The following is a 23,718-nucleotide window of genomic DNA, read 5'->3' on the forward strand; positions in this document are numbered from 1 at the left end:
CTTGTCGCTTGCGACAAGCTTCTTTTTTTCTAGTACAATAAGTTCAAATGGATAGAGGAGTGAGTGAAGTTGAAAGAAGTGTTTAGTTGGCTAAAAGCCATCGTGGTCGCTCTTGTCATCGCGTTCGTCATCCGGACGTTCATCTTCGTTCCTGTCATCGTTGAAGGAGAGTCGATGATGCCGACACTCCACAATGCGGATCGAATGATCGTCAGTAAAATTTCGAACTATGTTGGGGAGCTAGACCGAGGTGATATCGTCGTATTCCATGCGACTGAATCAAAAGACTATATTAAACGTGTCATCGCCATCCCAGGCGACACGCTCGAATATCGAGATGATGTGCTTTATATTAATGGTGAAGCGGTAGAAGAGCCGTATTTAGACGAGTTTCGTGCCCAGATGAACGGGTTCCCGTTGACCGAGAACTTCACACTCGAACAAGTGACGGGTGAGTCGGTCGTTCCAGAGGAATCATACTTCGTCATGGGAGACAATCGTCAAAACTCGAAAGACAGCCGTGAGATCGGATTTGTGTCGAAAGAGGAGATTGTCGGCAAGACGAACTTCATCTTCTGGCCACTCGATGATGTTGGCACGGTAGAAGATTAAGGTGGTGCTTTTTTGGCAATTCAATGGTTTCCTGGCCACATGGCCAAAGCAAGAAGACAAGTAACTGAAAAATTAAAGCTAATCGATGTCGTCATCGAACTCGTAGATGCACGCGTGCCTCAGTCGAGTCGCAACCCGATGGTCGATGAGATTACAGCGGGAAAACCCCGTCTCATCGTCTTGAACAAAGCAGACATGGCCGACCCCGTCGTGACGGAGGCGTGGTTACGTGCCTTGAAACGCGAAGAAGTCGAGGTTGTCGCTGTCGACGCGAAACATAGCAAAGGCTTGAAACAGCTCATCACGGGTGCTCAGAAGTTGATGAAAGAAAAGCATGACCGGATGCGTGAGAAGGGGCGGAACCCCGGACCGATCCGTGCGCTCATCATCGGAATCCCGAACGTCGGGAAGTCGACGCTCATCAACCGTCTCGCCGGACGAAACATCGCCATCACGGGCGATCGTCCTGGTGTGACGAAGCGTCAACAGTGGATCAAGATGAAAGGCGGCGAGATGGAGCTGTTGGACACGCCGGGGATTCTCTGGCCGAAATTTGAGGACCAACTTGTCGGATATCGTCTAGCCGCGACCGGCGCTATCAAAGACGAGATTCTCAACTTGGATGATATCGCCTTGTATACGGTTCGCGAGTTGCATGCTCGTTATCCTGAACAATTAAAGGAACGATTCAAACTTGAAACGTTACCCGAGGACAGCGTTGAGCTCCTTGAGTTGATCGGGAAAAAGCGTGGTCTCATCAGTGGCGGTTACGTCGATTTCGAAAAAGCGAGCGAACTACTTTTGAATGAACTACGACATGAAAAAATCGGACGGATCTCGCTTGAGACACCGGCTGATCACGAAATGGCGTAAAGCCCTGTGCACACAGGGCTTTTTTGAATAGGAGGAAGACCGTGACGATTCAACAGATTAAACAACAACTAGAGGACATCCGATATGAAGAATGGGTACAAATCTTCCCGACCTTGTCACGAGACCCTCGAGCGGGCGTGCAAACGTTGCTTCGGCAAAAACAGCGTCAATTCGAGCGAGAATGGGCGTTACAGGTCGATTTCGAACGTCGCATGACGTATGAACATGAATGGAAGGCGCGAGGCTTCACTCGAATTGTCGGAGTCGATGAGGTCGGACGGGGACCGCTCGCGGGACCGGTCGTGGCTGCTGCAGTTTTGTTACCGGATGGGTTCTATCTCGCGGGATTGAATGATTCGAAAAAAATGTCCAAAACGGCGAGGGATGCAGCATACGCACACATCATCGAGGTCGCGGAGGTCGGTGTCGGCATCGTCGAGCCGAAGACGATTGATGTCATCAATATATACGAATCGACGAAACTAGCGATGACAGAGGCGATTCATCAAGTCGGAGAAGTAGACGCCCTATTGATTGACGCCATGAAACTCGAGCTCGACATCCCTCAACAGTCATTGATTAAAGGGGACACGCTCAGTGTGTCGATAGCCGCGGCAAGTGTCGTCGCTAAGGTGGTAAGGGACCGGATGATGGAAGAATATGATTTGACGTATCCTGGATACGGATTTGCGAAAAACGCAGGATATGGAACAGAGGCTCATTTAGAAGGGTTAAGACGCCTTGGGGTGACTCCGATTCATCGCCGTACGTTCGCCCCCATCAAGCATATGTGAAAGGAGTGGTCGCGTTGCGGATCGATCATCAAGGGGTGATGCCGTTCAAAGTGACGGAACAGACGTCACGCCCGCTATTACTAGGGAACACAGTCGTCGGAAAGGTATTGCAGCTCTTACCTGGCAACGAGGCGGTTATGCAACTACCCCAAGGGATTTTCCGGGTCGGTGTCAATGCGAACGTGAAAGAGAACGTCACGTATAAGCTGGTCGTCACGGACGTTGAACCGAAGCTCGTCTTGAAGGTCGTCACGCAAGCGACAGAATCGCTCATGGCGGCCAAGTCGCCTCTGCAGGCGTTAGGAGAACAGCTCGGACGCCTGATGCGAGAACCGATGCTGACGCCGGACTCCGTGAAGGCGGCCGGCAAAACCGCGTTAGAAAGCGGCGCAGGTCAGGATGTAAAAGCGCTCGTCGGGGAACTGTTCAAAGCGAAAGGTGAGCCGAAGTTCGAGCAGTTCGTGCGTGCGCAGGAAGCGTTCAACGCGAGCCAAAGCCCACCGTTCGTCGCTCAAGCATTTCACATACCGCAATTGGGTCCGTTTGAAAACGTTCAACTTCGTCTAGAGGCCCCGAAACGAGAGACGATGGACTCGGATCATGCGCGGATCGTCTTGTTTCTTGAAACGCCGCGATATGGTGAGACCGGGATTGATGTGTTGATTCAAAAGCGTTACGTGTCCGTACGTGTATTCAATGAGCAACACGATTTGGCTCCATACGTCCGTACATACGAACCACTTTTGAAAGAAGGTTTAAAAAAGGTGTCATTCGAACTGTCTTCATTTTCGTATGAAGCGAAGCGTGAACACGTTCCGGCAACGTTTGCGCCGCTCGGAAAGGTGGACCTCCAAATATGAAAGACCAGAAGAAAGCGATGGCGCTCTCCTATGAGCAGTCGATGGATGCGCCCCATGTCGTAGCAAAAGGAACGGGTATCGTGGCCGAGCGGATGCTTGAAGTTGCTTTAGCGAACGGCATTCCTATCCATGAAGACCCAGCGCTCCTCTCGTTACTGTCGGCCTTGAACATTGAAGAGCAGATTCCAGAGGACGTCTATCAAGTCATTGCGGAACTTTTTGTGTTTCTTTATCAGATGGAACAGGATAAAATTTGATTTGTCTAGGGATATATGTGAAAAAAAGATGAAAACTTAAAGCAAGAACGATAGACAGCGCTTTCAGTTTTTCGTTACAATAGACGTGCCGATATTAAAGGGGACTAAGGGGGAAAACATATGAATATCCATGAGTATCAGGCGAAAGAATTGTTAAGAGAGTTTGGGGTAGCCGTTCCGACGGGTTATCCGGCCTTTACTGTTGAAGAAGCTGTTGCAGCTGCTGCGAAGCTTGAAGGTGAAGTGAAGGTAGTAAAAGCTCAAATCCACGCAGGTGGCCGCGGTAAAGCGGGTGGTGTTAAACTTGCGAAGACAGATGAAGAAGTGAAGCAATATGCTTCAGAGATTCTCGGGAAAACGCTCGTGACACACCAAACAGGTCCGGAAGGAAAAGTTGTCCAGCGTCTCTATATCGAAGAAGGTTCTGCGATTGACCAAGAATTTTACTTAGGACTCGTGCTTGACCGTTCGATCGGCCGAATTGTCATCATGGGTTCATCTGAAGGTGGAATGGACATCGAAGAAGTCGCTGAACATACACCAGAGAAGATTCATAAAGAGATCGTCGACCCGGTCGTTGGCTTACGTCCATTCCAGGCGCGTCGTCTCGCATTCAAAATGGAAGTCCCGACGAAACTTGTCAATAAGTTCAGTGACATGGTCATGAAGCTGTATAAAGTGTACGTCGAGACAGATTGCACAATCGCGGAAATCAACCCGCTCGTCACGACGAAAGACGGTAACGTCATTGCGCTCGATGCGAAGTTGAACTTCGATAGCAACGCGCTCTATCGTCACTCGGACGTCCTTGCTCTTCGTGATACGACGGAAGAAGACCCACGTGAAGTAGAAGCGTCAAAACACGACCTCAGCTACATCGCACTCGACGGAAACATCGGTTGTCTCGTCAACGGTGCCGGTCTTGCGATGGCAACGATGGATATCATCAAACATTACGGCGCTGAACCCGCTAACTTCCTCGATGTAGGTGGCGGTGCGACGAAAGAAAAAGTAACAGAAGCATTCAAGTTGATTTTGTCTGATGACCAGGTCAAAGGGATCTTCGTTAACATTTTCGGTGGGATCATGAAATGTGACATCATCGCAGAGGGGATTGTCGCTGCGACGAAAGAAATCGGACTCGACTTACCACTCGTCGTTCGCTTAGAAGGAACGAACGTTGATGCCGGGAAGCGCATTCTCGATGAATCTGGACTTGCGATCACGACGGCCAGCTCGATGGCTGACGGTGCAGAAAAAATCGCAGCACTTGTTCGATAAGGGGGAAACGACATGAGTATTTGGGCGGATAAAGATACGAAAGTAATCATTCAAGGGATTACAGGGAAGCAAGGTCTGTTCCACGGTGAACAGATGCTCGCATATAACACGAAATTAGTCGGTGGTGTCACACCTGGTAAAGGTGGCACGACGGTCCTCGACAACGTTCCAGTCTTCAACACCGTCTCTGAAGCGGTCGAAGCAACTGGTGCCAATGCATCGATCATCTATGTTCCACCTGCTTTCGCAGCGGATTCAATCATGGAAGCGGCAGACAGCGGTATCGAGCTTATCATCTGTATCACAGAAGGAATCCCAGTTGTGGACATGATTCAAGTGAAGCGCTATCTCGAGGACAAACCGGCTCGTTTAATCGGACCGAACTGTCCTGGTATCATCACACCTGGAGAAGCGAAACTTGGCATCATGCCTGGCTACATTCATACGAAAGGGCACGTCGGAATCGTATCACGTTCTGGGACGCTCACGTATGAGGCGGTTCATCAGTTGACGACAGCAGGTATCGGACAATCGACAGCTGTTGGAATCGGGGGAGACCCGGTCAACGGAACGAACTTCATCGATACGCTTAAAGCGTTCAACGAAGATGAGGACACGAAAGCGGTCATCATGATCGGGGAAATCGGTGGAACGGCTGAAGAAGAGGCAGCTGAATGGGTAAAAGCCAACATGACGAAACCAGTCATCGGTTTCATCGGCGGCCAGACGGCTCCTGAAGGCAAGCGCATGGGACATGCGGGCGCAATCATCTCAGGTGGTAAAGGGACGGCTGCTGAGAAGATCAAGACATTGAACGCGAATGGAATCGAAGTCGCTGAAACACCAGCGGTTATCGGTGAAACGTTGATTCGTGTCTTGAAACAGCAAGGATTATACGAAGCATGTGTCACGGGTCAACCGACGACATGAGAATCTTGAGGGATGCTTGCATCCCTCATTTTTTTAAAGGAGAGTTTGTGATGAATCAAACAATAGCTCGGTTTGCTGCAGCACGAATGCCAGTTGAGTTTGTGCATCATTATTTAAACGGGACACTCGGAGCACATCGCACACAATTTTCTGAACATGTCTGGAGACGGGCTGAACGAGCCTGGCACGCATCGGAGTCGTATAAACATTTCGTCACATGGGAAGACGACTTGTTTCCGAAACGGTTACTCGACATCCCCAACCCACCATATTGCTTGTTTTATCATGGAGATTTAGAGGTACTACAAGAAAGAACGACTGCGATGGTCGGAAGTCGTGAGTTGAATCGTATCAGTCAATCGCTCGTGAATCACTATCACTCTTTAATAGAAGAAACTGTATCTGTTTCAGGTGGCGCCCTCGGAATCGACGGGCTCGTCCACGCCCATGCCCTTCGCGCTCGTCGACCGACCGTGGCGGTACTGGGAGCTGGACTGAACCGGCTCTATCCGGAGGCGAACCGAGACATGCTTTTACAGATTCCACAAGAGGGAGTCTTACTTAGTGAATATGTACCAAACACGCCGATTCAAAAATTTCAATTTTTGGAAAGAAATCGTTTGGTCAGTGGTCTTGGCGATGCGTTGGTCGTTATACAGGCGAGACGAAAGAGTGGGACGATGAATACGGTCGGACATGCTCTAGAGCAAGGGAAAACGGTATTTGCGGTGCCAGGTTCACCCCTTGATCCACTCGCGGAGGGACCGAACCGGTTGATTGAAGAAGGTGCGATTCCATTGACGAATTCCGATCAAATTATTCGAGATCTCAAGATTGTACGTTGACAAACCAGTGAGAACATGAATATTATGGTAGGGATTTAAATGACCTCTAAAAGGGGAGCAGATGTATGGCAAAATATCTGGTGATCGTCGAATCACCTGCGAAAGCAAAAACAATTAAACGTTATTTAGGTCCGAATTATATGGTCAAAGCTTCGATGGGGCACGTGATTGACTTGCCTAAAAGTCAACTCGGTGTAGACGTCGAACACGACTTTGAACCGAAGTATATTACCATCCGTGGTAAAGGACCGGTATTGAAAGAATTGAAGACAGCAGCGAAAAAAGCGACAAAAATCTTTCTCGCGGCCGACCCCGATAGAGAAGGGGAAGCGATTGCTTGGCATTTAGCACGCGCACTCGGTGTCGATGAAACGACAGAATGTCGTGTCGTTTTTAACGAAATCACGAAAGATGCGATTAAAGAATCGTTTAAACATCCACGTAAGATCAATCACGATCTCGTCGATGCACAACAAGCCCGACGTATTTTAGATCGTCTTGTCGGATACGGGATGAGCCCATTATTATGGAAGAAAGTCAAAAAAGGATTGTCTGCAGGGCGAGTTCAATCGGTAGCCGTGAAGATGATTATCGACCGTGAGCGCGAAATTAACGCGTTCGACCCGGAAGAGTATTGGACGATTAAACTTGATTTAAATCATGATGGGGAAACGTTCGAGACTTCATTTTACGGAAAAGATGGGAAGAAGATGGAATTGAAGTCTGAAGAAGACGCGCAATCTGTCCTTGATACCATCGATGATACGTTTAAAGTCATTGATGTAACGAAGAAAGAACGGAAGCGGAACGCTTCGCTACCGTTCACTACAAGTTCATTGCAGCAGGATGCTGCCCGTAAATTGAATTTCCGTGCGAAGAAGACAATGATGCTCGCGCAGCAATTATATGAAGGAATCGATCTCGGTAAAAAAGAGGGTACAGTCGGTTTGATTACGTATATGCGTACCGACTCGACACGTATCTCTGATTTGGCGAAGACGGAGGCGAAGGAATATATCGAATCGACATTCGGTGAAGAGTATGTCGCCTCACAGAAACAAAAAGAAAAGAAATCAGCGAATGCCCAAGACGCGCACGAAGCGATTCGTCCGACTTCAGCATTGCGCGACCCAGCTTCCTTGAAGCCATATCTGTCACGTGACCAGTTGCGACTGTATAAGTTGATTTGGGAACGATTGATTGCGAGCCAAATGGCGCCAGCTGTTCTTGATACGGTCAAAATCGACGTCGAGTCGAACGGGATGATTTTCCGTGCGAACGGGTCGACAGTCAAATTCCCTGGTTTCATGAAAGTGTATATCGAGTCGAAAGACGATGACATTGAGGACACGAACCAAGAGAAGGAAGGATTATTGCCACCTCTCGAAGTGGATGATACCGTGACGTTTGAAACGATTGAGCCGAAACAACACTTCACACAACCGCCACCTCGTTATACAGAGGCGCGACTCGTTCGAGCGATGGAAGAACTCGGGATTGGTCGTCCGTCGACGTACGCGCCGACACTCGACACGATCCAACGACGCGGTTATGTCGTTCTCGAAGAGAAAAAGTTTTTACCGACTGAACTTGGAGAACTCGTCATCGAGATGATTGATGAGTATTTCAACGACTTCATCACGGTCCAGTTCACGGCCGACATGGAGACCCTTCTTGATTCGATCGAGCATAAGGAAGTCGAGTGGACGGAAGTCGTCGCTCCGATTTATCGTTCTTTCGAGAAACGATTGAAGCGTGCTGAAGAAGAAATCGAGAAAATCGAAGTGAAAGATGAACCTGCCGGAATCGATTGTGAAGTCTGTGGGTCACCAATGGTCATCAAGATGGGACGCTACGGCAAGTTCATGGCGTGCTCGAACTTCCCGAACTGTACGAACACGAAACCGGTACAAGTCGAAATCGGTGTCCCGTGTCCGAACTGTAAGGATGGACAAATCGTAGAACGTCGTAGTAAAAAAGGTCGTCTCTTCTATGGTTGCTCGAACTATCCGGAATGTGAATTCGTCTCATGGGATAAACCGGTTGCGAAACCGTGTCCAGTATGCGACAGTTTGATGGTCGAGAAAAAAATTAAAGACGGCGTGAAATATCAATGTACGAACTGTACCCACACCGAGGTACATCAGCAAGAGGAGGATTAATGTTGCAACAACGTGTAACTGTAATCGGAGCTGGATTGGCCGGCTCCGAAGCGGCTTGGCAACTCGCTAAGCGCGGTATTCAAGTAGATTTGTATGAAATGAGACCGGTTCGTCAAACACCGGCGCACCACACGGATCAATTTGCAGAACTCGTCTGTTCGAACTCGCTACGTGCGAACGGTCTTCAAAATGCCGTAGGTGTCTTGAAAGAAGAAATGCGTACGCTTGACTCGCTCATCTTAAAGGCGGCGGACACGGCAAGTGTACCTGCTGGGGGTGCCCTTGCCGTCGATCGTCATGAGTTTGCCGGATTCATCACCGAGAAGCTAAAGAACCACGAGAATGTCACAGTGCACAACGAAGAGCTCAAAGAGATTCCTGAAGGGATCGTCATCGTGGCGACTGGCCCTTTGACCTCCCCTGACCTCTCTGCATCACTCAAGGCGTTCACAGGAGAAGATTATCTCTACTTCTATGACGCGGCAGCACCAATTCTAGATGGTGATACGATTGATCGGGATAAAGTCTATTTGAAGTCGCGTTACGACAAAGGTGAAGCCGCTTACTTGAACTGTCCGATGACAGAAGAAGAGTTTGACGTGTTTTACGAAGAGCTGATCAAGGCAGAAGTCGTTCCGCTAAAAGAGTTTGAAAAAGAGATTTACTTTGAAGGATGCATGCCGTTTGAAGTCATGGCCGAGCGTGGGAAAAAGACGCTTCTTTTCGGACCGATGAAGCCGGTCGGATTAGAAGACCCGAAGACAGGAAAACGTCCATATGCCGTCGTTCAGCTTCGTCAAGACAACTCGGCGGGCACACTGTATAACTTGGTAGGCTTCCAAACACATTTGAAGTGGGGCGAACAGAAGCGCATCATCCGTCTCATCCCGGGACTCGAGAATGCGGACATCGTCCGTTACGGTGTCATGCACCGTAACACGTTCATCAACTCACCGAGCTTACTCAAGCCGACGTATCAGGCGCGTACACGTGACACGCTCTTCTTCGCCGGTCAGATGACAGGGGTAGAAGGATATGTGGAGTCGGCAGCGTCCGGGCTTCTAGCTGGGATCAATGCGGCGAAGATGATCGCAGGTGAAGAACTCGTCGTTCTCCCGCGTGAGACGATGCTTGGTTCGATGGCGCATTATATCACGACAGCCGACGGGAAGCACTTCCAACCGATGAATGCAAACTTCGGATTGGTGCCATCACTAGAAGACGCTCCGAAAAAGATGAAGAAACAAGAACGGTACGAGCGTTACGCGAACCGTGCGTTAGAAACGATACAACAGTATAAAGATCTTTGAACAGGAGAGCCATTTTTTGGCTCTTTTGTTTTGAAGTAAAATTTCAATTGTGTATTTTGTTTCATACTTTGAAAATTTTCAGATTATTGAACGGCTATCTATTGTCACCTTACATTCTGTATGCTATGCTAATTTCGATTTGACGAGAACATGCGTTTTTACGAGTCATCGAGGAGGCGATAAAATGGGATTTTTAGAGGATCGACAATCCTTTTTACGCTACTGCCAAATTGAACGTCGACTGTCTCCTCATACGAAACGCTCTTACGAGCAAACGCTCGACCAGTACGCCGCATATTGCCAATCGACGCATCAAGATCCCTACGATGCTCAGACGGCGCGGCGTTATTTATATGTCCTTTATGAGAAACAATTGGCCGCGTCTACGGTGTCCCAAAAAGTATCTTGTTTCAAGCAATTCGGGAAGTTTATGGCAAGAGAACAAGGTGGAGAACCGTTGTTCCACGACCTGACCTCACCGAAAAAGAGACAGTCCTTGCCGACCTTTGCCGTCCCGACGGAAGTCGAGCAACTGTTGGAGGCTGCCTCGAGGCAGGAAGATCCTTTTTTACAGGCGAGGGACGTCGCCATCGTAGAAGTGCTCTATGGGACGGGAATCCGCGTCGCAGAACTGTGTGGGATGAACCTTTCCTCGTTCGATGAGGTTTTATCCTTTGTCCATGTGATGGGAAAAGGGAAGAAAGAACGATATGTCCCGATCGGACAATATGCCGTACATGCTTTGCAGCGTTATATCGAATTACGCAAAGGTGTCGGGCTCCCGACAGAAACCGCATTATTTTTGAGTCAAAAAGGGAATCGGATGACAACAGACCAAATCCGCTATGTCATGAAACGTTTGAGAAAAGACAGTGGGGTACATAAACCACTTACCCCGCACTCGTTGCGACACAGCTTTGCGACGGACTTGTTAGAACGGGGAGCGGACTTGCGTGCCGTCCAAGAGTTGCTTGGGCATGAGTCCTTGTCGACGACCGGGCGGTATACCCATGTATCGACCGAACGACTTCGGTCGATTTATCAAGCGACACATCCAAGAAAGTAGGAGGTTACGATATGTTTCATGCAACAACGATTTTTGCAGTTCGACACAATGGCCAATGTGCGATGAGTGGAGATGGCCAAGTCACATTCGGGAATGCCGTCATCATGAAAAACAAGGCGAAGAAAGTCAGACGCCTTTATGGCGGGAAAGTCGTTGCCGGTTTTGCAGGTAGCGTAGCCGATGCTTTCACATTGTTTGAAAAGTTTGAATCGAAACTTGAAATGTATAACGGTAACTTGCCGCGAGCAGCGGTAGAACTTGCGAAAGAATGGCGTGGGGATAAGATGTTGCGTCAACTCGAGGCACTATTGATTGTGATGGATGCCGATCATCTTTTGCTCGTCTCTGGGAATGGAGAAGTGATTGAGCCGGACGATGGAATTCTTGCAATCGGATCCGGTGGGAACTATGCCTTAGCGGCAGGTCGCGCACTCGTACGCCATTCTGCTGAAAAGTCTGCTGAAGAAATCGCGCGTGCCGCTCTTGAAATCGCTGGTGAGCTTTGCGTGTATACAAATGATCAAGTCATTGTAGAAACGATTGGAGGCGCTGCTGAATGAACCGAGAGTTGACACCTAGACAAATCGTAACGGAGTTAGACCGTTTTGTAATCGGACAAAAGGATGCCAAGCGAGCAGTTTCGATTGCTCTACGAAATCGCTATCGACGTCAAAAGTTAAGTGCAGACCTTCGCGATGAGGTTACACCAAAAAATATTTTGATGATCGGACCGACCGGGGTCGGAAAGACCGAAATTGCTCGACGGTTAGCTAAGCTTGTCGGTGCACCGTTTGTGAAGGTAGAAGCAACGAAATTTACGGAAGTTGGTTACGTCGGTCGTGACGTTGAATCGATGGTACGTGATCTCGTTGAGGCATCGGTTCGTCTTGTCAAAGAAGAGAAAAAAGAAGATGTGAAGGAGCCAGCGGAACGTGCGGCGACGGAACGCCTTTTAGATGCGCTACAAGGAAAAGCAAAAGCGACACCTACTGCATCGAATCCGTTCGAAGCGTTGTTCGGCGGACAGACACAACAGCCAGAAACCACGTCGGACACATCCAATAATGACCGTTCGCAACTTCGACGCTTGCTCGAACTCGGTGAACTCGAAGAACGCGTGATTGAAGTGGAATTAGAAGAAAAGCAGACGATGGATTTGTTTCAGGGTCAAGGGATGGAAGGTTTGTCGAATCTTCAGGATATGCTCGGTCAAATCGTTCCAAAGAAACGGAAACAACGTAAGCTGACGGTTCGTGAAGCAAGACCGCTTCTCATTGCTGAAGAAGCAGAGAACTTGCTGGACTTGAACGAAGTCCACGATGAAGCCGTGCGGCGCAGTGAACAGATGGGTATCATCTTCGTGGATGAAATCGATAAGATCGCCACAAAATCACAAGATCACGCCGGAGTATCCCGTGAAGGGGTGCAGCGTGACATTCTTCCGATTGTAGAAGGATCTACGGTCGTCACGAAGTATGGACCGGTTAAAACGGATCATGTTCTTTTCATCGCGGCCGGTGCATTCCATATGGCTAAGCCGTCTGACCTGATTCCAGAGCTACAAGGACGCTTCCCAATTCGTGTTGAATTGAGCAGCTTGACGGAAGAAGACTTCGTCAAGATTTTGACGGAACCGTCACAGGCACTCATTAAACAATATACGGCCTTGTTAGAATCTGAAGAAATCACGGTCCGTTTCACGCATGAGGCCATTGAAGAAATTGCGAAAATTGCGACACATGTCAATCGTGAGACCGATGACATCGGTGCACGTCGCCTCTATACTATAATGGAGCGCGTTTTAGAAGATTTATCATTTGAAGCGGCAGATATGCCACAAACAACCGTAGAAATCACACCAGCTTACGTACAAGCAAAAGTCGGTTCCATCGCCGACGATCGTGATTTGAGCCAATATATATTATAAGATTCTGTATGCACATACAGGGAGGAAATAGAGAATATGAACTTACTAGAAAAAACACGCCAATTAAACACAATGCTTCAACAAGAGGCAAGTGCGCACGTTGACTTTAAAGAAATGGCGGACAAAATGCGTGAAGTCCTTGAGTCCAACACGTTTATCGTGAGTCGTCGGGGACGACTTCTCGGTTTTGCAATCAAACAACAGATTGAGAATGACCGGATGAAAGCATTCTTAGTCGATCGACAGTTCCCGGAGCCATATGCTTCGAACTTGTTCAATGTCAAAGAAACGACAGCGAACATCGATATCGATAGTGAATATACAGCGTTCCCAGTCGAGAACCACGATCTATTCCTCAACTCCATGACGACGATTGTTCCAATCATCGGTGGAGGAGAACGTTTAGGTACGCTCGTACTCGGTCGATTGGCGAATGAATTCACAGAAGATGACCTCGTTCTCGCGGAGTACTCTGCAACTGTAGTTGGAATGGAGATCCTTCGTGAGAAGGCTGCGGAAGCAGAAACGTCGGCACGTAAGAAAGCAGTCGTCCAGATGGCGATTAACTCGTTATCGTATTCAGAGCTTGAGGCAATCGAACATATCTTCGAAGAGCTTGGTGGAAACGAAGGATTGCTAGTTGCTTCCAAAATTGCCGACAGAGTGGGAATCACGCGTTCGGTCATCGTCAACGCACTTCGGAAATTAGAAAGTGCAGGGGTCATTGAATCACGTTCTTTAGGAATGAAAGGAACGTATATCAAGATATTAAATGACAACTTCTTGTTTGAATTGCAAAAACTGAAATCAAACTGAAATACAACTTTCGATGTGTAATTTCCATTGAAAACACTTTTAAAAGGGACTTTATTCCTAAAAAACCGCTTTCCTTGATAAGGAGGCGGTTTTTTTTAGTACAAAAGTAATTATTTTCACCTTTTGACGTGATTTCGACAAAAAGATATTAAGCCATTTACCTATGTTTTAAAAAATATCTTTCAGAACTGTTACAGATTTGTTTCAATGAAATAGTAGATTTTCCAAATGAGGTATATTTAGTAGTCATTATATGAAAGTGAGTGAACGCCGTGAATTGGATTGGTAGTGACTATCAATTACTAAAGCAAGCCATCAACCATTCAGTCCTTAACCAAAAGGTCATCAGTCATAACCTTTCAAACATTGATACGCCGAATTTCAAAGCCAAACAGGCTGTGTTTGAGCAGACGCTTCAGAGTGAGATGCGACTCAAGCTGCAAGGTGGTCGTCCGAGTGACTCGACCCAGTCGAAGGTCATCGATCGAGCTGGTGGCGCCATGAGGAGTGATGGCAACAACGTCGACTTGGATTATGAAATGAGTGAGCTGGCACGAAACCAACTCCAGTATGAGGCGATGATGGAGCAATTGAATCGTAGGCTCGGGGGATTAAAATCTGTTATTCGGGGAGGTCGTTAATCAATGGGAATGTTTGATAGTTTTCATATTTCAGCTTCAGCGTTGACGTCACAACGGCTACGAATGGATACCGTGTCGGCGAACATCGCCAACGCTCAGACGACTCGCGGGAGACTCGTGGACGGAGAGTGGCAACCATACACACGAAAGATGACCGTGTTGCAAGAAGCGCCATTCCGGAAGCAAATGGATGCCGTTAATGGAGGGGTGCAGGTATCTCAAATCATCGAAGACGATGCACCGTATAAATTGGCTTATAACCCGAATCATCCCGATGCGGATGAGCGAGGGTACGTACAAATGCCGAACGTCGATCTCTTGAAAGAAATGGTCGATTTGATGGGTGCGACTCGTTCGTACGAAGCAAACATTGCAGCGATGAACGCCTCGAAGGCGATGCTCGTAAAAGCGATGGAGATTGGTAAAGGATAAGGAGTGTTAACGGATGCAAATTAATCCAATTCAATTGATGAGCCCAGAACTCACGCCATCACTGAATAAAACGAACCCATCTCAATTTGGGTCATACTTGAATGAAGCGATGAACGCATTGAATGAGACACAACAAGCGACTAGTCAAGCCCGTAAAGATTTGGCGGTCGGGAAAGCTGACCTTCATCAGGTGATGATTCAAAGTGAAGAGTCGTCGATTGCGATGCAACTTGCCATCGAGGTGAGGAACAAGGCTGTTGAGGCCTATCAAGAAATGATGCGAATGCAAGTTTAATTGTAGAGGATGACAAGTTGCGATGAATGAACAATTAAAAGAACGATTCAAATCCATGACCGGTGCATTAAAGGCGATGCCAGCGAAACGTAAACTCGTATGGGGCATCTCGATCGCGGTCATACTAATCGCGGCCCTCGTACTCACATTCTTCCTTTCAAGGCCAAACATGGCACCTCTCTATACAAACTTGTCTGCTCAAGAAGCGGGCGAAGTGACAGAGAAGTTGACAGCAGACGGGGTACAGTCGGAAATCAAGGCGACTTCGAACGGTGTGAGCGTGTATGTGCCGACTGAAATGGTCGATCAGTTGAAAGTGAGTTTGGCTGCTGCCGGGATTCCAAAGTCCGGCTCGATTGATTATAGTTTCTTCAGCGAAAACGCAGGGTTCGGAACGACAGACCGTGAGATGGCTGTCATCGAACGTAGTGCGATGCAGACGGAGCTAGAGCGACTCATCACACAGATTGAAGGAATCAATCAAGCGAAAGTAATCATCTCACTTCCTGAGAAGTCTGTCTTCTTGGCAGAAGATCAAGGTGAGCCTACCGCGTCCATCGTCTTGAACATCGGAGCGGGGACGAATTTAGAACCAAACACAGTAAAAGGTCTCTATCATTTGATTAGTAAGAGTGTCCCGAACTTGAAACCGGAAAACATTTCAATTATGGACCAATACTTCACGTATTATGATCTCGACCAGACTGTTGTTGCTGGAGGTTCCTCGTCAGATCCATTGGCGTTGAAGCGACAAGTCGAAAAAGACGTACGTCAACAAATCCAACAGATGCTCTCGGTTCTACTCGGCGAACGGAGCGTACTCGTTTCCGTCACAGCAGACATCGACACGACACAAACGGCTGAAGAACAGAATCTTGTCACGCCGGTCGATGAAGAAAACATGGAAGGCATCGTCACGTCTGCCGAGCGGATTGCTGAAGCATACACTGGCGGAACAGGTACGGCGACAGAAGCGACGGGAACTGGTGAGAACGACACAATCAACTTCCCGGCAGCGACTGGCGATGGCACAGAAGAAAGTGAAAAGAATCATGAAATCATCAATTACGAGGTCAACCGCATCACGAAGCAGATTCAAAACGCACCATATACGATTCGTGACCTCGGAGTCCAACTCATCGTTGAACCACCAGATGGCGCAACAAGTATCGATCCGCAGTTAGAAGGCGACCTCGAGACGATGATGTATTCCATTATTCGGACGTCGTTAGCGAAGACGGATGAAGCCATCACGGATGCTGAACTCGAACAGAAAGTTGTCGTCGTGTCGAGACCGTTCGCTGAAGTGGAAGAGGTTGCAGCAACAGAGCAACCGACACCTTGGTGGATGTATGCGGCAGCGGCGGGTGCAGTCGTAATTCTTGCCTTGATCTTCTTCGCGATGCGTAGACGGAAGCAAGAGGTTGTGGAAGAGACGAACGAATGGGAAGTTCCATATGAAGATGAAGTACCTGACCTAGACCTCGAAGAGCGAGGCGAAGGTGCAGTGAAGAAGAAACAGTTAGAAAAATTAGCTGAAAGTAATCCAGAAGAGTTTGCTAAACTGCTTCGTACTTGGATGTCTGAGGAGTGAGTAACGTGAACTATGCAAAACAATCGAATCGCGAAAAAGCAGCGATGCTCATGATTTCCCTGGGACCTGAAGTGGCAGCGAACGTCTACAAACATCTTTCAGAAGAAGAGATGGAACAACTGACGCTTCAAATTTCAGCGTTAAAAAAAGTGTCCCCGGAAGAAAAGGATAGTATTCTCGGTGAGTTCCATGAACTCGCCATGGCACAAAGTTATATCACTCAGGGTGGAATCGGGTTTGCGAAAACTGTCCTTGAAAAAGCAGTTGGTGAAGACAAGGCGATGGCATTGATTCATCGTCTGACTTCCACCTTACAGGTCAGACCGTTCGAGTTTGCACGAAAAGCAGACCCGAAACAGTTATTGAACTTTATCCAAAACGAGCACCCACAGACGATTGCGTTAATCTTAGCGCATTTAGAACCCGTCAAATCAGGGCAAATCCTCTCGGAACTTCCACCTGAGATTCAATCGGAAGTCGCAAAACGGATTGCGACGATGGATCGACTCAATCCAGACGTCATCCATGAAGTGGAACAAATCCTTGAGAAAAACTTGTCGCAGACGGATATGCAAGATTATGCTCAATCTGGTGGAATCGAAGCAGTCGTCGAAGTCTTGAACGGTGTAGACCGGACGACCGAACGTACCATTCTCGATGCGCTCGAAATCGAAGACCCGGAACTTGCAGAAGAAATCAAAAAGCGGATGTTCGTCTTCGAAGATATCGTTACGCTCGATTCTCGTGCGATTCAACGAATCATTCGCGAAGTGGCGAACGACGACTTGTTACTTGCGCTCAAGGTCTCTTCGGAGGAAGTCAAACAAATTATCTTCAAAAACATGTCACAACGTATGGTCGAAACGTTCAAAGAAGATATGGAATTCATGGGACCGGTACGGTTGCGTGACGTCGAAGAGGCACAGAGCCGAATCGTCGGAATCATTCGTCGCCTAGAGGACGTCGGTGAGATTGTAATCAGTCGAGGTGGAGGAGATGACATCGTTGTCTAATGTGATCAAACGCCAACGTGCAACATCGAATATTCCGCACCGGATTGAATCCAAGCGCTTAGAAACACCCATTATAGAACCGAATGACGGAATCAATCATCACGATGTCATTCAGTCGCGCTATGAGAAGTTGAAGCAGGACGAAGAAGCATTTCAACAGTTTCAGTTGACCGAAGTCGAACAGTTGGAGCGGTTGAAACAACAGGTGTTCGAGGAGGCGCGTTCAGAAGGGTATCAGGAAGGTCTCCTTCAAGGTAGACAGGACGGATTGGCTGAGTTCGAGGACATCACCACACGATTAAATTCCGTTTCGACCGAACTTGAACTCTTATTTGAAGAAAAATGGAGACAAGCGGAAGAACAACTCATTGAGCTGGCAATCTCGGTCAGTGCACATGTGACAACGGAACTTGTTCGGAAAGATGAAGAACTCTTTGCGACGATGATCCGTGATCAAATGTCACATTGGATCGATGCCGAAGCAATCACAATCTTTGTTCATCCGACACGTCTTGCCTCGATTCAGCAATTCGAAGCGATGTGGCGGACAGAAGAGACACCCCCTTTGAAATATCGTGGGGACGGATCATTGGATGAAACGGCAGTCCGAATCGAGTCGCCACATCGTGGGAATGAAGTCGATTTAACGTATAGTTTCGAACGGATTCAAGCTAAAATCGAGGAGGTTTTAGCGGATGGTGCTTATTGAGCAGGTTCTTGACTCAATCAAGCAGTCTTCGGACGGCGAGTTCACACGAAAAATCGGTCGAGTTTGCCGTGTCATCGGATTGATGATTGAGTCGAATGGGCCGAGTGCATTTGTCGGAGAACGCTGTTTGATTGTCCTTCCGTCGAATGAAACGGTTGAAGCAGAGGTTGTCGGATTCAATGAAGAGCGTGTTTTGCTCATGCCATACGGTGAAACTACGCAAATTGCGCCAGGGTGTCTTGTAAAGGGAACGGGAAAAATGCTTCAAGTTCCTGTAGGGGAAGAGTTGATTGGTCAAGTGCTCGATGGTTTGGGACGTCCACTTTCAGGTGAGCGTCTTGTGACCGGTAAGCGTTATGACGTTCAACGTAAACCTCCGAATCCTTTGAATCGACCAAGGATTTTAGATGCGCTGTCGACCGGTGTACGCATGATTGATGGACTGTTGACTGTAGGGAAAGGACAACGGGTCGGTTTGTTTGCTGGTTCCGGTGTAGGGAAGTCGACCTTGCTCGGGATGATTGCCAAACGATCTTCGGCAGATATTAACGTCATCGCCTTGATTGGAGAACGGGGTCGGGAAGTAAAAGAGTTCATCGAAAAAGAACTCGGACCAGAAGGCATGGCTCGTTCCGTCGTGATTGTAGCGACAAGCGACCAACCCCCGCTTGTCCGGTTGAAGGGAGCTTACACGGCGACCGCGATTGCCGAGTACTTCCGGGACCAAGGGAAAGAAGTGGTCTTGATGATGGACTCGGTGACACGTTTTGCGATGGCACAGCGTGAGATTGGTCTTGCGACGGGCGAACCCCCAACATCGAAAGGGTACACCCCATCCGTATTCGCCATGCTACCTCAACTATTAGAGCGAAGTGGAACAGCGGCGACAGGTTCAATCACTGCGTTCTATACGGTCCTCGTCGACGGGGATGATATGAATGAACCGATTGCCGACGCGGTGCGGGGGATTTTAGACGGACACTTTGTGATGGACCGGGCGCTCGCAAACCGTGGGCAATTCCCGGCAATCCATGTACTGAAATCCATCAGTCGGGTCATGAACCAAATCGCTTCCCCTTCACACAGAGATGCAGCTCAAACGTTCCGCAGTTGGCTCGCGACCTATATTGACGCAGAAGATTTAATCAATATCGGAGCGTATAAAAAAGGCACCAATCCTTCAATTGATACCGCTGTGGAGAAATATCCATACTTGTTGACGTTTTTGAAACAATCGATCGAAGAAGATGCTGCTTTCGAACAGACGATGACCCACTTGTCACATATTGCACGAGGTGAATCATGAATAGACTCATATTAGAACGAATCATGCCGATTGCGGAACATGAAAAAGAAGATGCCGCCATAGAAGTCAGAGGATTTAAGGCAAGACTTGAGACAGAGATGGAGAAGCTATATGACCTTCTTCTCATGTATGAGTCGCTCATCAAACACCAAGACGAACAATCTGGAAACATCGACCTTCTCATGTCGCAGTATCGAGAAAAGACGCGAGAGCAAGTGAAACGTCAAATCGAAACGCAACAGCTCGTCGTACAACAGGCCCGCAATCGCTATCATGCGTCGCAAGAACGATTGCTCGGTAAAGTGGTGGAAGAAAAGAAATACGTGACGCTTCATGAAAAGGTCAGCATGCAAGAGATGACGGTAGCTAAACTTACAGAGCAACAAATGATGGATGAACTTGCTGTGATTCATCATGGGAAAGGGAAGTAGCATGGCAAAAGAGAACAATAAACGAGGCAAGCAAATGATTGTGGCGTTGGTCCTCATTCCAGCAATCTTCATCTTAGTCGGTGGGATTGTCGTCATGAACTATGCGATGGACCGTCCGCTCTTATCCGTTCCCTTATTAGAAGTGAACGAGGACGAGAAAACGGAAGAATCAAAAAAAACGGAGACGCAGGTGAATGTGACGGGAATCGATTCGGACGCAGCGAACCGATTAAAAGCAGCGAACAGTGAGATTGAAAAACTTCGCAACGAAAATGTTGAATTGACGAACGAAGTAAAGGCTAGACAAGAAGAAATCACCGATTTGATTCGTGAACGAGATCGACTCGTCTCGGAACTAGAGGCAGCGTCAAAAGAAGAGGAGACCTCATCTGATGTCGCCAGCGTTTATGAAGAAATGTCAGCCAAACAGGCGGCAGCTATTATGGGTGAACTCGAAAGCCCTCAAGTTGCTGAACTGTTGAAGGAGCTATCACCTAAGCAACAGGCAGACATCTTAGGACGAATGAATGCGCAACAGGCTGCGGTTGTGACGCAGCTTCTCCAATGAACACAAGAAGGGAGGGCCAACATTGAATATCGCTTTATTGACGCAAGCCATTCAAGGATCGATGGCTCGTACTGGAGCAGTGGAGGGAGAATCAAAGGGAGCAGGTGGATTTTTAAGCCTCCTTTCTGCGATGCTTGCCCCAATGCAAGGCTCAGGGGAGCAGGCAGAACTTCCTCAACTTGAAGAAGGTGTGCTTCCTGAAGGATCAGTCGATTTTGAAAAAGTGGCACAGGAACTCGAAACATGGTTTCAAAAGCCTGATACATTGAAGTGGCTAAAATCACTGCCACAAGATGCGTATCGGACGTTTATGGATGCATATGTAAGTTTACTCGGTCAATTGTCTAATCCTTCGCCTGAGACTGAAATCCCGTCTTCGGTTTTACCGGCGATTGTACAGACGACGACTACGCCGAAAGTCCATACTACGAAGCAAACAGAGGGAAATACTCAGACGACCAACATTGCACTGACTCAACAAGTTCCAAACCAAGAACTTGCCAAACAGGTTCAAACGATGCAACGGATCATCACACAGTATAAAGGACCAATAGAAGGTACATTGAAAGAAGTTCCCGTCTTGCCAAATGTTGAAACCGTAAAAATCGCAAAACCTGCGCTACAGCCAAATAACGTAGACTGGATGCCGAAAGGGATGAACTGGTCAAGACCACAGATTGACGTGGACACGGTCATGTATGCTTCGAAAGGATCCCTTCCTGAAAATTTACAAGCTCGGATTGAAGCGGCTTTGCAAAAGGCACCGTTCAAAAGTGGGGCAGATGGTTCAAAAGTCTTCACTGTAAGATTGTATCCGGAGCAGTTAGGGGAACTCGTCGTCAAGCTAGAGCGGAAGAATGGAGAACTTGTCGTCAAGATGTTTGCCAGCAATCAAGAGGCGAAGCAACTGATCCAGTCACAGGTTCAACAGTTGCAACAAACGTTGACACCCCATTCGCAAAACGTTCGGATCGAGGTCAACTTGACACAGCAAGCGCTCGATTCAAAATCAGCCTTGTCCGATGGTTCCGAGCAACCGGAACAAGAACAACCACAAGAACAGCCTAAAGGAGGGTCTGAAGATGACGAGCATCCAACCGAAGACGAATGATTATACATTGCCAGATCAGTCGCTCCCAAAAGCGACAAATCAATACGATAAAGACATGTTTATGAAGTTGCTTCTCGCTCAAATCGCGAACCAGGACCCGATGTCACCGATGGAAGATAAAGAATTCATCGCACAAATGGCACAGTTCTCATCGCTCGAACAAATGCAAACGATTTCGAAACAACTCGATTCTGTTCTCGTTGACCGTCACATGTCTTCGATTTCTGAATACAGTAGCATGATTGGGAAAACAATCAACTTTACAACCGAAACGAGTGAAGAGACGACGAAAGGCACAGGTCGTGTCGTTTCCATTTCTCGTAACGACTTAACCGGATATATGGCCGATCTTGAAGACGGAACATCCGTCAGCGTGTACGATATCACATCGATCAAATAAGCATAGGAGGAATGCATTATGTTAAGAGCAATGTACTCAGGAATCAGTGGATTGAAGAACTTCCAATCGAAGCTAGACGTCGTCGGGAACAACATCGCCAACGTCAATACGTTTGGTTATAAAAAAGGGCGCGTCACGTTCAAAGACCTTGTCAGTCAACAAGTCGGGAGTGCGTCAGGTGGGAACGGGACAACAGCCGGTGGAGTCAACCCGAAAGAAGTCGGTCTCGGGGGAACGATGGCTACGGTCGATAACGTATACAACCAAGGAGCGATGCAAAACACGGGACGTGCCCTTGACGTCGGGATTTCAGGTGAAGGGTTCTTCGCAATTAATGTGAACGGGCAAACACAATATACACGTGCCGGTAACTTCTATACTGATAATGCTGGAGATATCGTTAACGGTGATGGAGCATATGTCCTTAGTACAACAAATACAAAAATCACTGTTCCGGCCGGTGCTAAATCTCTTTCAATTGGTAAAGATGGACAAGTCAGTTATGTAAATGCTGCAGGGGCTTCTGTGAACTTGGGTCAAATTCAAGTCGTTACATTTGCTAACAACGCAGGTCTGTCTAAGGTTGGTGCAAACAACTATATTCAATCTCAAAACTCTGGCGCACCGAATCCAGGTGTACCGGGAGTCGCTGGTCGTGGAGAACTTGTCTCAGGCGCACTCGAAATGTCAAACGTTGACCTTTCAGAAGAGTTCACAGAAATGATCGTGGCACAGCGTGGATTCCAGGCGAACACACGCATTATCACAACATCGGACGAGATCCTTCAAGAGCTCGTCAACTTGAAACGCTGATGATTCGCGTCACGGCATTTCGCGGTGAGGAGTTCGTGCTGAACGCTTTGCTCATCGAAACGGTGAAGGCAGAGCCCGACACGATCATCCAATTGTTTAATGGCAAAACGTATCTCGTAAAAGAAACGAAAGGTCAAATCATTGAACGAACTGAAGCCTTTTACCGCTCAATCGGTTTAGTCGGAACGATGTTCAGAAGAGGTGAAGAAGATGAGTGAAGAAGAAAAGAAAAAAGGTGGCGGCCTAAAAGTCGTAATCATCCTGCTTGTCGTCCTGCTCGTCATGGGCGGTGCCGGATTCATGACTTACAAATATGTCTTTGGTGATAACGTCACTGCTAAAACGAAACCTGTCACAGCTGAAGAGTTGGCAGAACGGAGTTTCATGACTGATGACATGACGACCAACATTCAAGACGAGCGTTTCATCAACGTTCAATTTACGATTGTCACAGATTCGGCTGAAACGAAAGAGAATTTAGAACTACGCAAGTTCCAAGTTCACAACGTCATTTTGGGTGATTTATCCGGGATGACGAAAGCCCAATTGGCAACAAAAGAAGATATGCAAAAGTTCGAACAAACATTACGAGAACAACTTAACGGACTGCTTGAAGAAGGTGAAGTCCAACGCGTCTATATGACGAAGAAAATTATTCAGTGAGGTGGCATC

The 23,718-nt window shown here is 47.8% G+C and carries 28 protein-coding genes; all 28 read left to right on the forward strand.

What is annotated here, in order from left to right:
- Positions 1 to 69: 69 nt before the first annotated feature.
- The 28 genes from lepB (at position 70) to KNO78_RS02565 (ending at position 23,709) form a co-directional block, all read left to right on the forward strand.
- Positions 70 to 612 carry a signal peptidase I gene (gene lepB, locus KNO78_RS02430; RefSeq protein ID WP_015881370.1) on the forward strand — a complete coding sequence of 181 codons (543 nt, stop codon included), beginning with the start codon at positions 70 to 72 and terminating at the stop codon, positions 610 to 612.
- 12 nt (positions 613 to 624) lie between these two features.
- Complete coding sequence (gene ylqF, locus KNO78_RS02435; protein ID WP_159562082.1) at positions 625 to 1,485, forward strand: ribosome biogenesis GTPase YlqF; 861 nt, start codon at positions 625 to 627, stop codon at positions 1,483 to 1,485.
- A gap of 41 nt (positions 1,486 to 1,526) precedes the next feature.
- Positions 1,527 to 2,279, forward strand: coding sequence for a ribonuclease HII (locus tag KNO78_RS02440; RefSeq protein WP_214691059.1), 753 nt, complete (start codon positions 1,527 to 1,529; stop codon positions 2,277 to 2,279).
- A gap of 5 nt (positions 2,280 to 2,284) precedes the next feature.
- Complete coding sequence (locus KNO78_RS02445; protein ID WP_308162642.1) at positions 2,285 to 3,139, forward strand: hypothetical protein; 855 nt, start codon at positions 2,285 to 2,287, stop codon at positions 3,137 to 3,139.
- Positions 3,136 to 3,396 carry an EscU/YscU/HrcU family type III secretion system export apparatus switch protein gene (locus KNO78_RS02450; RefSeq protein ID WP_074037264.1) on the forward strand — a complete coding sequence of 87 codons (261 nt, stop codon included), beginning with the start codon at positions 3,136 to 3,138 and terminating at the stop codon, positions 3,394 to 3,396. The genes KNO78_RS02445 and KNO78_RS02450 overlap by 4 nt, the downstream gene beginning before the upstream one ends.
- A gap of 120 nt (positions 3,397 to 3,516) precedes the next feature.
- Positions 3,517 to 4,677 (forward strand): ADP-forming succinate--CoA ligase subunit beta, encoded by a 1,161-nt coding sequence (gene sucC, locus KNO78_RS02455; protein ID WP_159562085.1) that lies wholly within the window; start codon positions 3,517 to 3,519, stop codon positions 4,675 to 4,677.
- 12 nt (positions 4,678 to 4,689) lie between these two features.
- Positions 4,690 to 5,607: a succinate--CoA ligase subunit alpha gene (gene sucD / locus KNO78_RS02460; RefSeq protein ID WP_015881376.1), complete on the forward strand. Its 918-nt coding sequence runs from the start codon at positions 4,690 to 4,692 to the stop codon at positions 5,605 to 5,607.
- Positions 5,608 to 5,657: 50 nt separating this feature from the next.
- Positions 5,658 to 6,452 (forward strand): DNA-processing protein DprA, encoded by a 795-nt coding sequence (gene dprA / locus KNO78_RS02465; protein ID WP_074037261.1) that lies wholly within the window; start codon positions 5,658 to 5,660, stop codon positions 6,450 to 6,452.
- Positions 6,453 to 6,517: 65 nt separating this feature from the next.
- Positions 6,518 to 8,614, forward strand: a complete 2,097-nt coding sequence (topA, locus tag KNO78_RS02470; protein ID WP_078146694.1) for a type I DNA topoisomerase — start codon at positions 6,518 to 6,520, stop codon at positions 8,612 to 8,614.
- A complete protein-coding gene (gene trmFO / locus KNO78_RS02475) occupies positions 8,614 to 9,924 on the forward strand; it encodes an FADH(2)-oxidizing methylenetetrahydrofolate--tRNA-(uracil(54)-C(5))-methyltransferase TrmFO (protein ID WP_015881379.1) in 1,311 nt (436 codons plus the stop codon). The genes topA and trmFO overlap by 1 nt, the downstream gene beginning before the upstream one ends.
- Positions 9,925 to 10,108: 184 nt before the next feature.
- Positions 10,109 to 10,990, forward strand: coding sequence for a tyrosine-type recombinase/integrase (locus tag KNO78_RS02480; RefSeq protein ID WP_078146696.1), 882 nt, complete (start codon positions 10,109 to 10,111; stop codon positions 10,988 to 10,990).
- Between the two features lie 11 nt (positions 10,991 to 11,001).
- Positions 11,002 to 11,550: an ATP-dependent protease subunit HslV gene (gene hslV, locus KNO78_RS02485; RefSeq protein ID WP_078146697.1), complete on the forward strand. Its 549-nt coding sequence runs from the start codon at positions 11,002 to 11,004 to the stop codon at positions 11,548 to 11,550.
- Entirely contained in the window at positions 11,547 to 12,917 is a 1,371-nt protein-coding gene (gene hslU / locus KNO78_RS02490; RefSeq protein WP_074037255.1) for an ATP-dependent protease ATPase subunit HslU, read from the forward strand. The genes hslV and hslU overlap by 4 nt, the downstream gene beginning before the upstream one ends.
- Positions 12,918 to 12,953: 36 nt before the next feature.
- Positions 12,954 to 13,733: a GTP-sensing pleiotropic transcriptional regulator CodY gene (codY, locus tag KNO78_RS02495; protein WP_074037253.1), complete on the forward strand. Its 780-nt coding sequence runs from the start codon at positions 12,954 to 12,956 to the stop codon at positions 13,731 to 13,733.
- A gap of 272 nt (positions 13,734 to 14,005) precedes the next feature.
- A complete protein-coding gene (flgB, locus tag KNO78_RS02500) occupies positions 14,006 to 14,374 on the forward strand; it encodes a flagellar basal body rod protein FlgB (RefSeq protein ID WP_074037939.1) in 369 nt (122 codons plus the stop codon).
- Between the two features lie 3 nt (positions 14,375 to 14,377).
- Entirely contained in the window at positions 14,378 to 14,806 is a 429-nt protein-coding gene (flgC, locus tag KNO78_RS02505) for a flagellar basal body rod protein FlgC (protein ID WP_074037252.1), read from the forward strand.
- A gap of 13 nt (positions 14,807 to 14,819) precedes the next feature.
- Positions 14,820 to 15,101: a flagellar hook-basal body complex protein FliE gene (fliE, locus tag KNO78_RS02510; protein WP_074037250.1), complete on the forward strand. Its 282-nt coding sequence runs from the start codon at positions 14,820 to 14,822 to the stop codon at positions 15,099 to 15,101.
- Positions 15,102 to 15,123: 22 nt separating this feature from the next.
- A complete protein-coding gene (fliF, locus tag KNO78_RS02515) occupies positions 15,124 to 16,695 on the forward strand; it encodes a flagellar basal-body MS-ring/collar protein FliF (RefSeq protein WP_078146698.1) in 1,572 nt (523 codons plus the stop codon).
- A 5-nt stretch (positions 16,696 to 16,700) separates the two neighbouring features.
- Entirely contained in the window at positions 16,701 to 17,708 is a 1,008-nt protein-coding gene (gene fliG, locus KNO78_RS02520) for a flagellar motor switch protein FliG (RefSeq protein ID WP_026826250.1), read from the forward strand.
- Positions 17,692 to 18,417: a FliH/SctL family protein gene (locus tag KNO78_RS02525; protein ID WP_214691057.1), complete on the forward strand. Its 726-nt coding sequence runs from the start codon at positions 17,692 to 17,694 to the stop codon at positions 18,415 to 18,417. Before fliG ends, KNO78_RS02525 begins: the two co-directional genes overlap by 17 nt.
- The gene (gene fliI / locus KNO78_RS02530; RefSeq protein ID WP_159562089.1) at positions 18,404 to 19,723 is read left to right on the forward strand and encodes a flagellar protein export ATPase FliI; all 1,320 of its coding nucleotides are present in this window, start codon (positions 18,404 to 18,406) and stop codon (positions 19,721 to 19,723) included. Before KNO78_RS02525 ends, fliI begins: the two co-directional genes overlap by 14 nt.
- The gene (locus tag KNO78_RS02535; protein WP_159562090.1) at positions 19,720 to 20,154 is read left to right on the forward strand and encodes a flagellar FliJ family protein; all 435 of its coding nucleotides are present in this window, start codon (positions 19,720 to 19,722) and stop codon (positions 20,152 to 20,154) included. The genes fliI and KNO78_RS02535 overlap by 4 nt, the downstream gene beginning before the upstream one ends.
- Position 20,155: 1 nt before the next feature.
- Complete coding sequence (locus KNO78_RS02540; protein WP_196430544.1) at positions 20,156 to 20,722, forward strand: MotE family protein; 567 nt, start codon at positions 20,156 to 20,158, stop codon at positions 20,720 to 20,722.
- A 22-nt stretch (positions 20,723 to 20,744) separates the two neighbouring features.
- Positions 20,745 to 21,833, forward strand: coding sequence for a flagellar hook-length control protein FliK (locus KNO78_RS02545; RefSeq protein WP_214691056.1), 1,089 nt, complete (start codon positions 20,745 to 20,747; stop codon positions 21,831 to 21,833).
- Positions 21,805 to 22,233: a flagellar hook capping FlgD N-terminal domain-containing protein gene (locus KNO78_RS02550; RefSeq protein WP_074037242.1), complete on the forward strand. Its 429-nt coding sequence runs from the start codon at positions 21,805 to 21,807 to the stop codon at positions 22,231 to 22,233. The genes KNO78_RS02545 and KNO78_RS02550 overlap by 29 nt, the downstream gene beginning before the upstream one ends.
- Before the next feature lie 18 nt (positions 22,234 to 22,251).
- Positions 22,252 to 23,046, forward strand: coding sequence for a flagellar basal body rod protein FlgG (gene flgG / locus KNO78_RS02555; RefSeq protein ID WP_214691055.1), 795 nt, complete (start codon positions 22,252 to 22,254; stop codon positions 23,044 to 23,046).
- Positions 23,046 to 23,264, forward strand: a complete 219-nt coding sequence (locus KNO78_RS02560; protein WP_214691054.1) for a flagellar FlbD family protein — start codon at positions 23,046 to 23,048, stop codon at positions 23,262 to 23,264. The genes flgG and KNO78_RS02560 overlap by 1 nt, the downstream gene beginning before the upstream one ends.
- Positions 23,257 to 23,709, forward strand: coding sequence for a flagellar basal body-associated FliL family protein (locus KNO78_RS02565; protein ID WP_015881397.1), 453 nt, complete (start codon positions 23,257 to 23,259; stop codon positions 23,707 to 23,709). The genes KNO78_RS02560 and KNO78_RS02565 overlap by 8 nt, the downstream gene beginning before the upstream one ends.
- Positions 23,710 to 23,718: the final 9 nt, after the last annotated feature.

The sequence above is a fragment of the Exiguobacterium sp. s132 genome (assembly GCF_018617235.1).
GTDB lineage: Bacteria > Bacillota > Bacilli > Exiguobacteriales > Exiguobacteriaceae > Exiguobacterium > Exiguobacterium profundum.

Bases quoted from the DNA above. Each gene is read 5' to 3' on its own strand.
- KNO78_RS02450 (WP_074037264.1), top strand. From the start codon at position 3,136: ATGAAAGACCAGAAGAAAGCGATGGCGCTCTCCTATGAGCAGTCGATG.
- sucC (WP_159562085.1), top strand. From the start codon at position 3,517: ATGAATATCCATGAGTATCAGGCGAAAGAATTGTTAAGAGAGTTTGGG.
- sucD (WP_015881376.1), top strand. From the start codon at position 4,690: ATGAGTATTTGGGCGGATAAAGATACGAAAGTAATCATTCAAGGGATT.
- dprA (WP_074037261.1), top strand. From the start codon at position 5,658: ATGAATCAAACAATAGCTCGGTTTGCTGCAGCACGAATGCCAGTTGAG.
- topA (WP_078146694.1), top strand. From the start codon at position 6,518: ATGGCAAAATATCTGGTGATCGTCGAATCACCTGCGAAAGCAAAAACA.
- trmFO (WP_015881379.1), top strand. From the start codon at position 8,614: ATGTTGCAACAACGTGTAACTGTAATCGGAGCTGGATTGGCCGGCTCC.
- KNO78_RS02480 (WP_078146696.1), top strand. From the start codon at position 10,109: ATGGGATTTTTAGAGGATCGACAATCCTTTTTACGCTACTGCCAAATT.
- hslV (WP_078146697.1), top strand. From the start codon at position 11,002: ATGTTTCATGCAACAACGATTTTTGCAGTTCGACACAATGGCCAATGT.
- hslU (WP_074037255.1), top strand. From the start codon at position 11,547: ATGAACCGAGAGTTGACACCTAGACAAATCGTAACGGAGTTAGACCGT.
- codY (WP_074037253.1), top strand. From the start codon at position 12,954: ATGAACTTACTAGAAAAAACACGCCAATTAAACACAATGCTTCAACAA.
- flgC (WP_074037252.1), top strand. From the start codon at position 14,378: ATGGGAATGTTTGATAGTTTTCATATTTCAGCTTCAGCGTTGACGTCA.
- fliE (WP_074037250.1), top strand. From the start codon at position 14,820: ATGCAAATTAATCCAATTCAATTGATGAGCCCAGAACTCACGCCATCA.
- fliF (WP_078146698.1), top strand. From the start codon at position 15,124: ATGAATGAACAATTAAAAGAACGATTCAAATCCATGACCGGTGCATTA.
- KNO78_RS02525 (WP_214691057.1), top strand. From the start codon at position 17,692: ATGACATCGTTGTCTAATGTGATCAAACGCCAACGTGCAACATCGAAT.
- fliI (WP_159562089.1), top strand. From the start codon at position 18,404: ATGGTGCTTATTGAGCAGGTTCTTGACTCAATCAAGCAGTCTTCGGAC.
- KNO78_RS02535 (WP_159562090.1), top strand. From the start codon at position 19,720: ATGAATAGACTCATATTAGAACGAATCATGCCGATTGCGGAACATGAA.
- KNO78_RS02540 (WP_196430544.1), top strand. From the start codon at position 20,156: ATGGCAAAAGAGAACAATAAACGAGGCAAGCAAATGATTGTGGCGTTG.
- KNO78_RS02550 (WP_074037242.1), top strand. From the start codon at position 21,805: ATGACGAGCATCCAACCGAAGACGAATGATTATACATTGCCAGATCAG.
- flgG (WP_214691055.1), top strand. From the start codon at position 22,252: ATGTTAAGAGCAATGTACTCAGGAATCAGTGGATTGAAGAACTTCCAA.
- KNO78_RS02560 (WP_214691054.1), top strand. From the start codon at position 23,046: ATGATTCGCGTCACGGCATTTCGCGGTGAGGAGTTCGTGCTGAACGCT.
- KNO78_RS02565 (WP_015881397.1), top strand. From the start codon at position 23,257: ATGAGTGAAGAAGAAAAGAAAAAAGGTGGCGGCCTAAAAGTCGTAATC.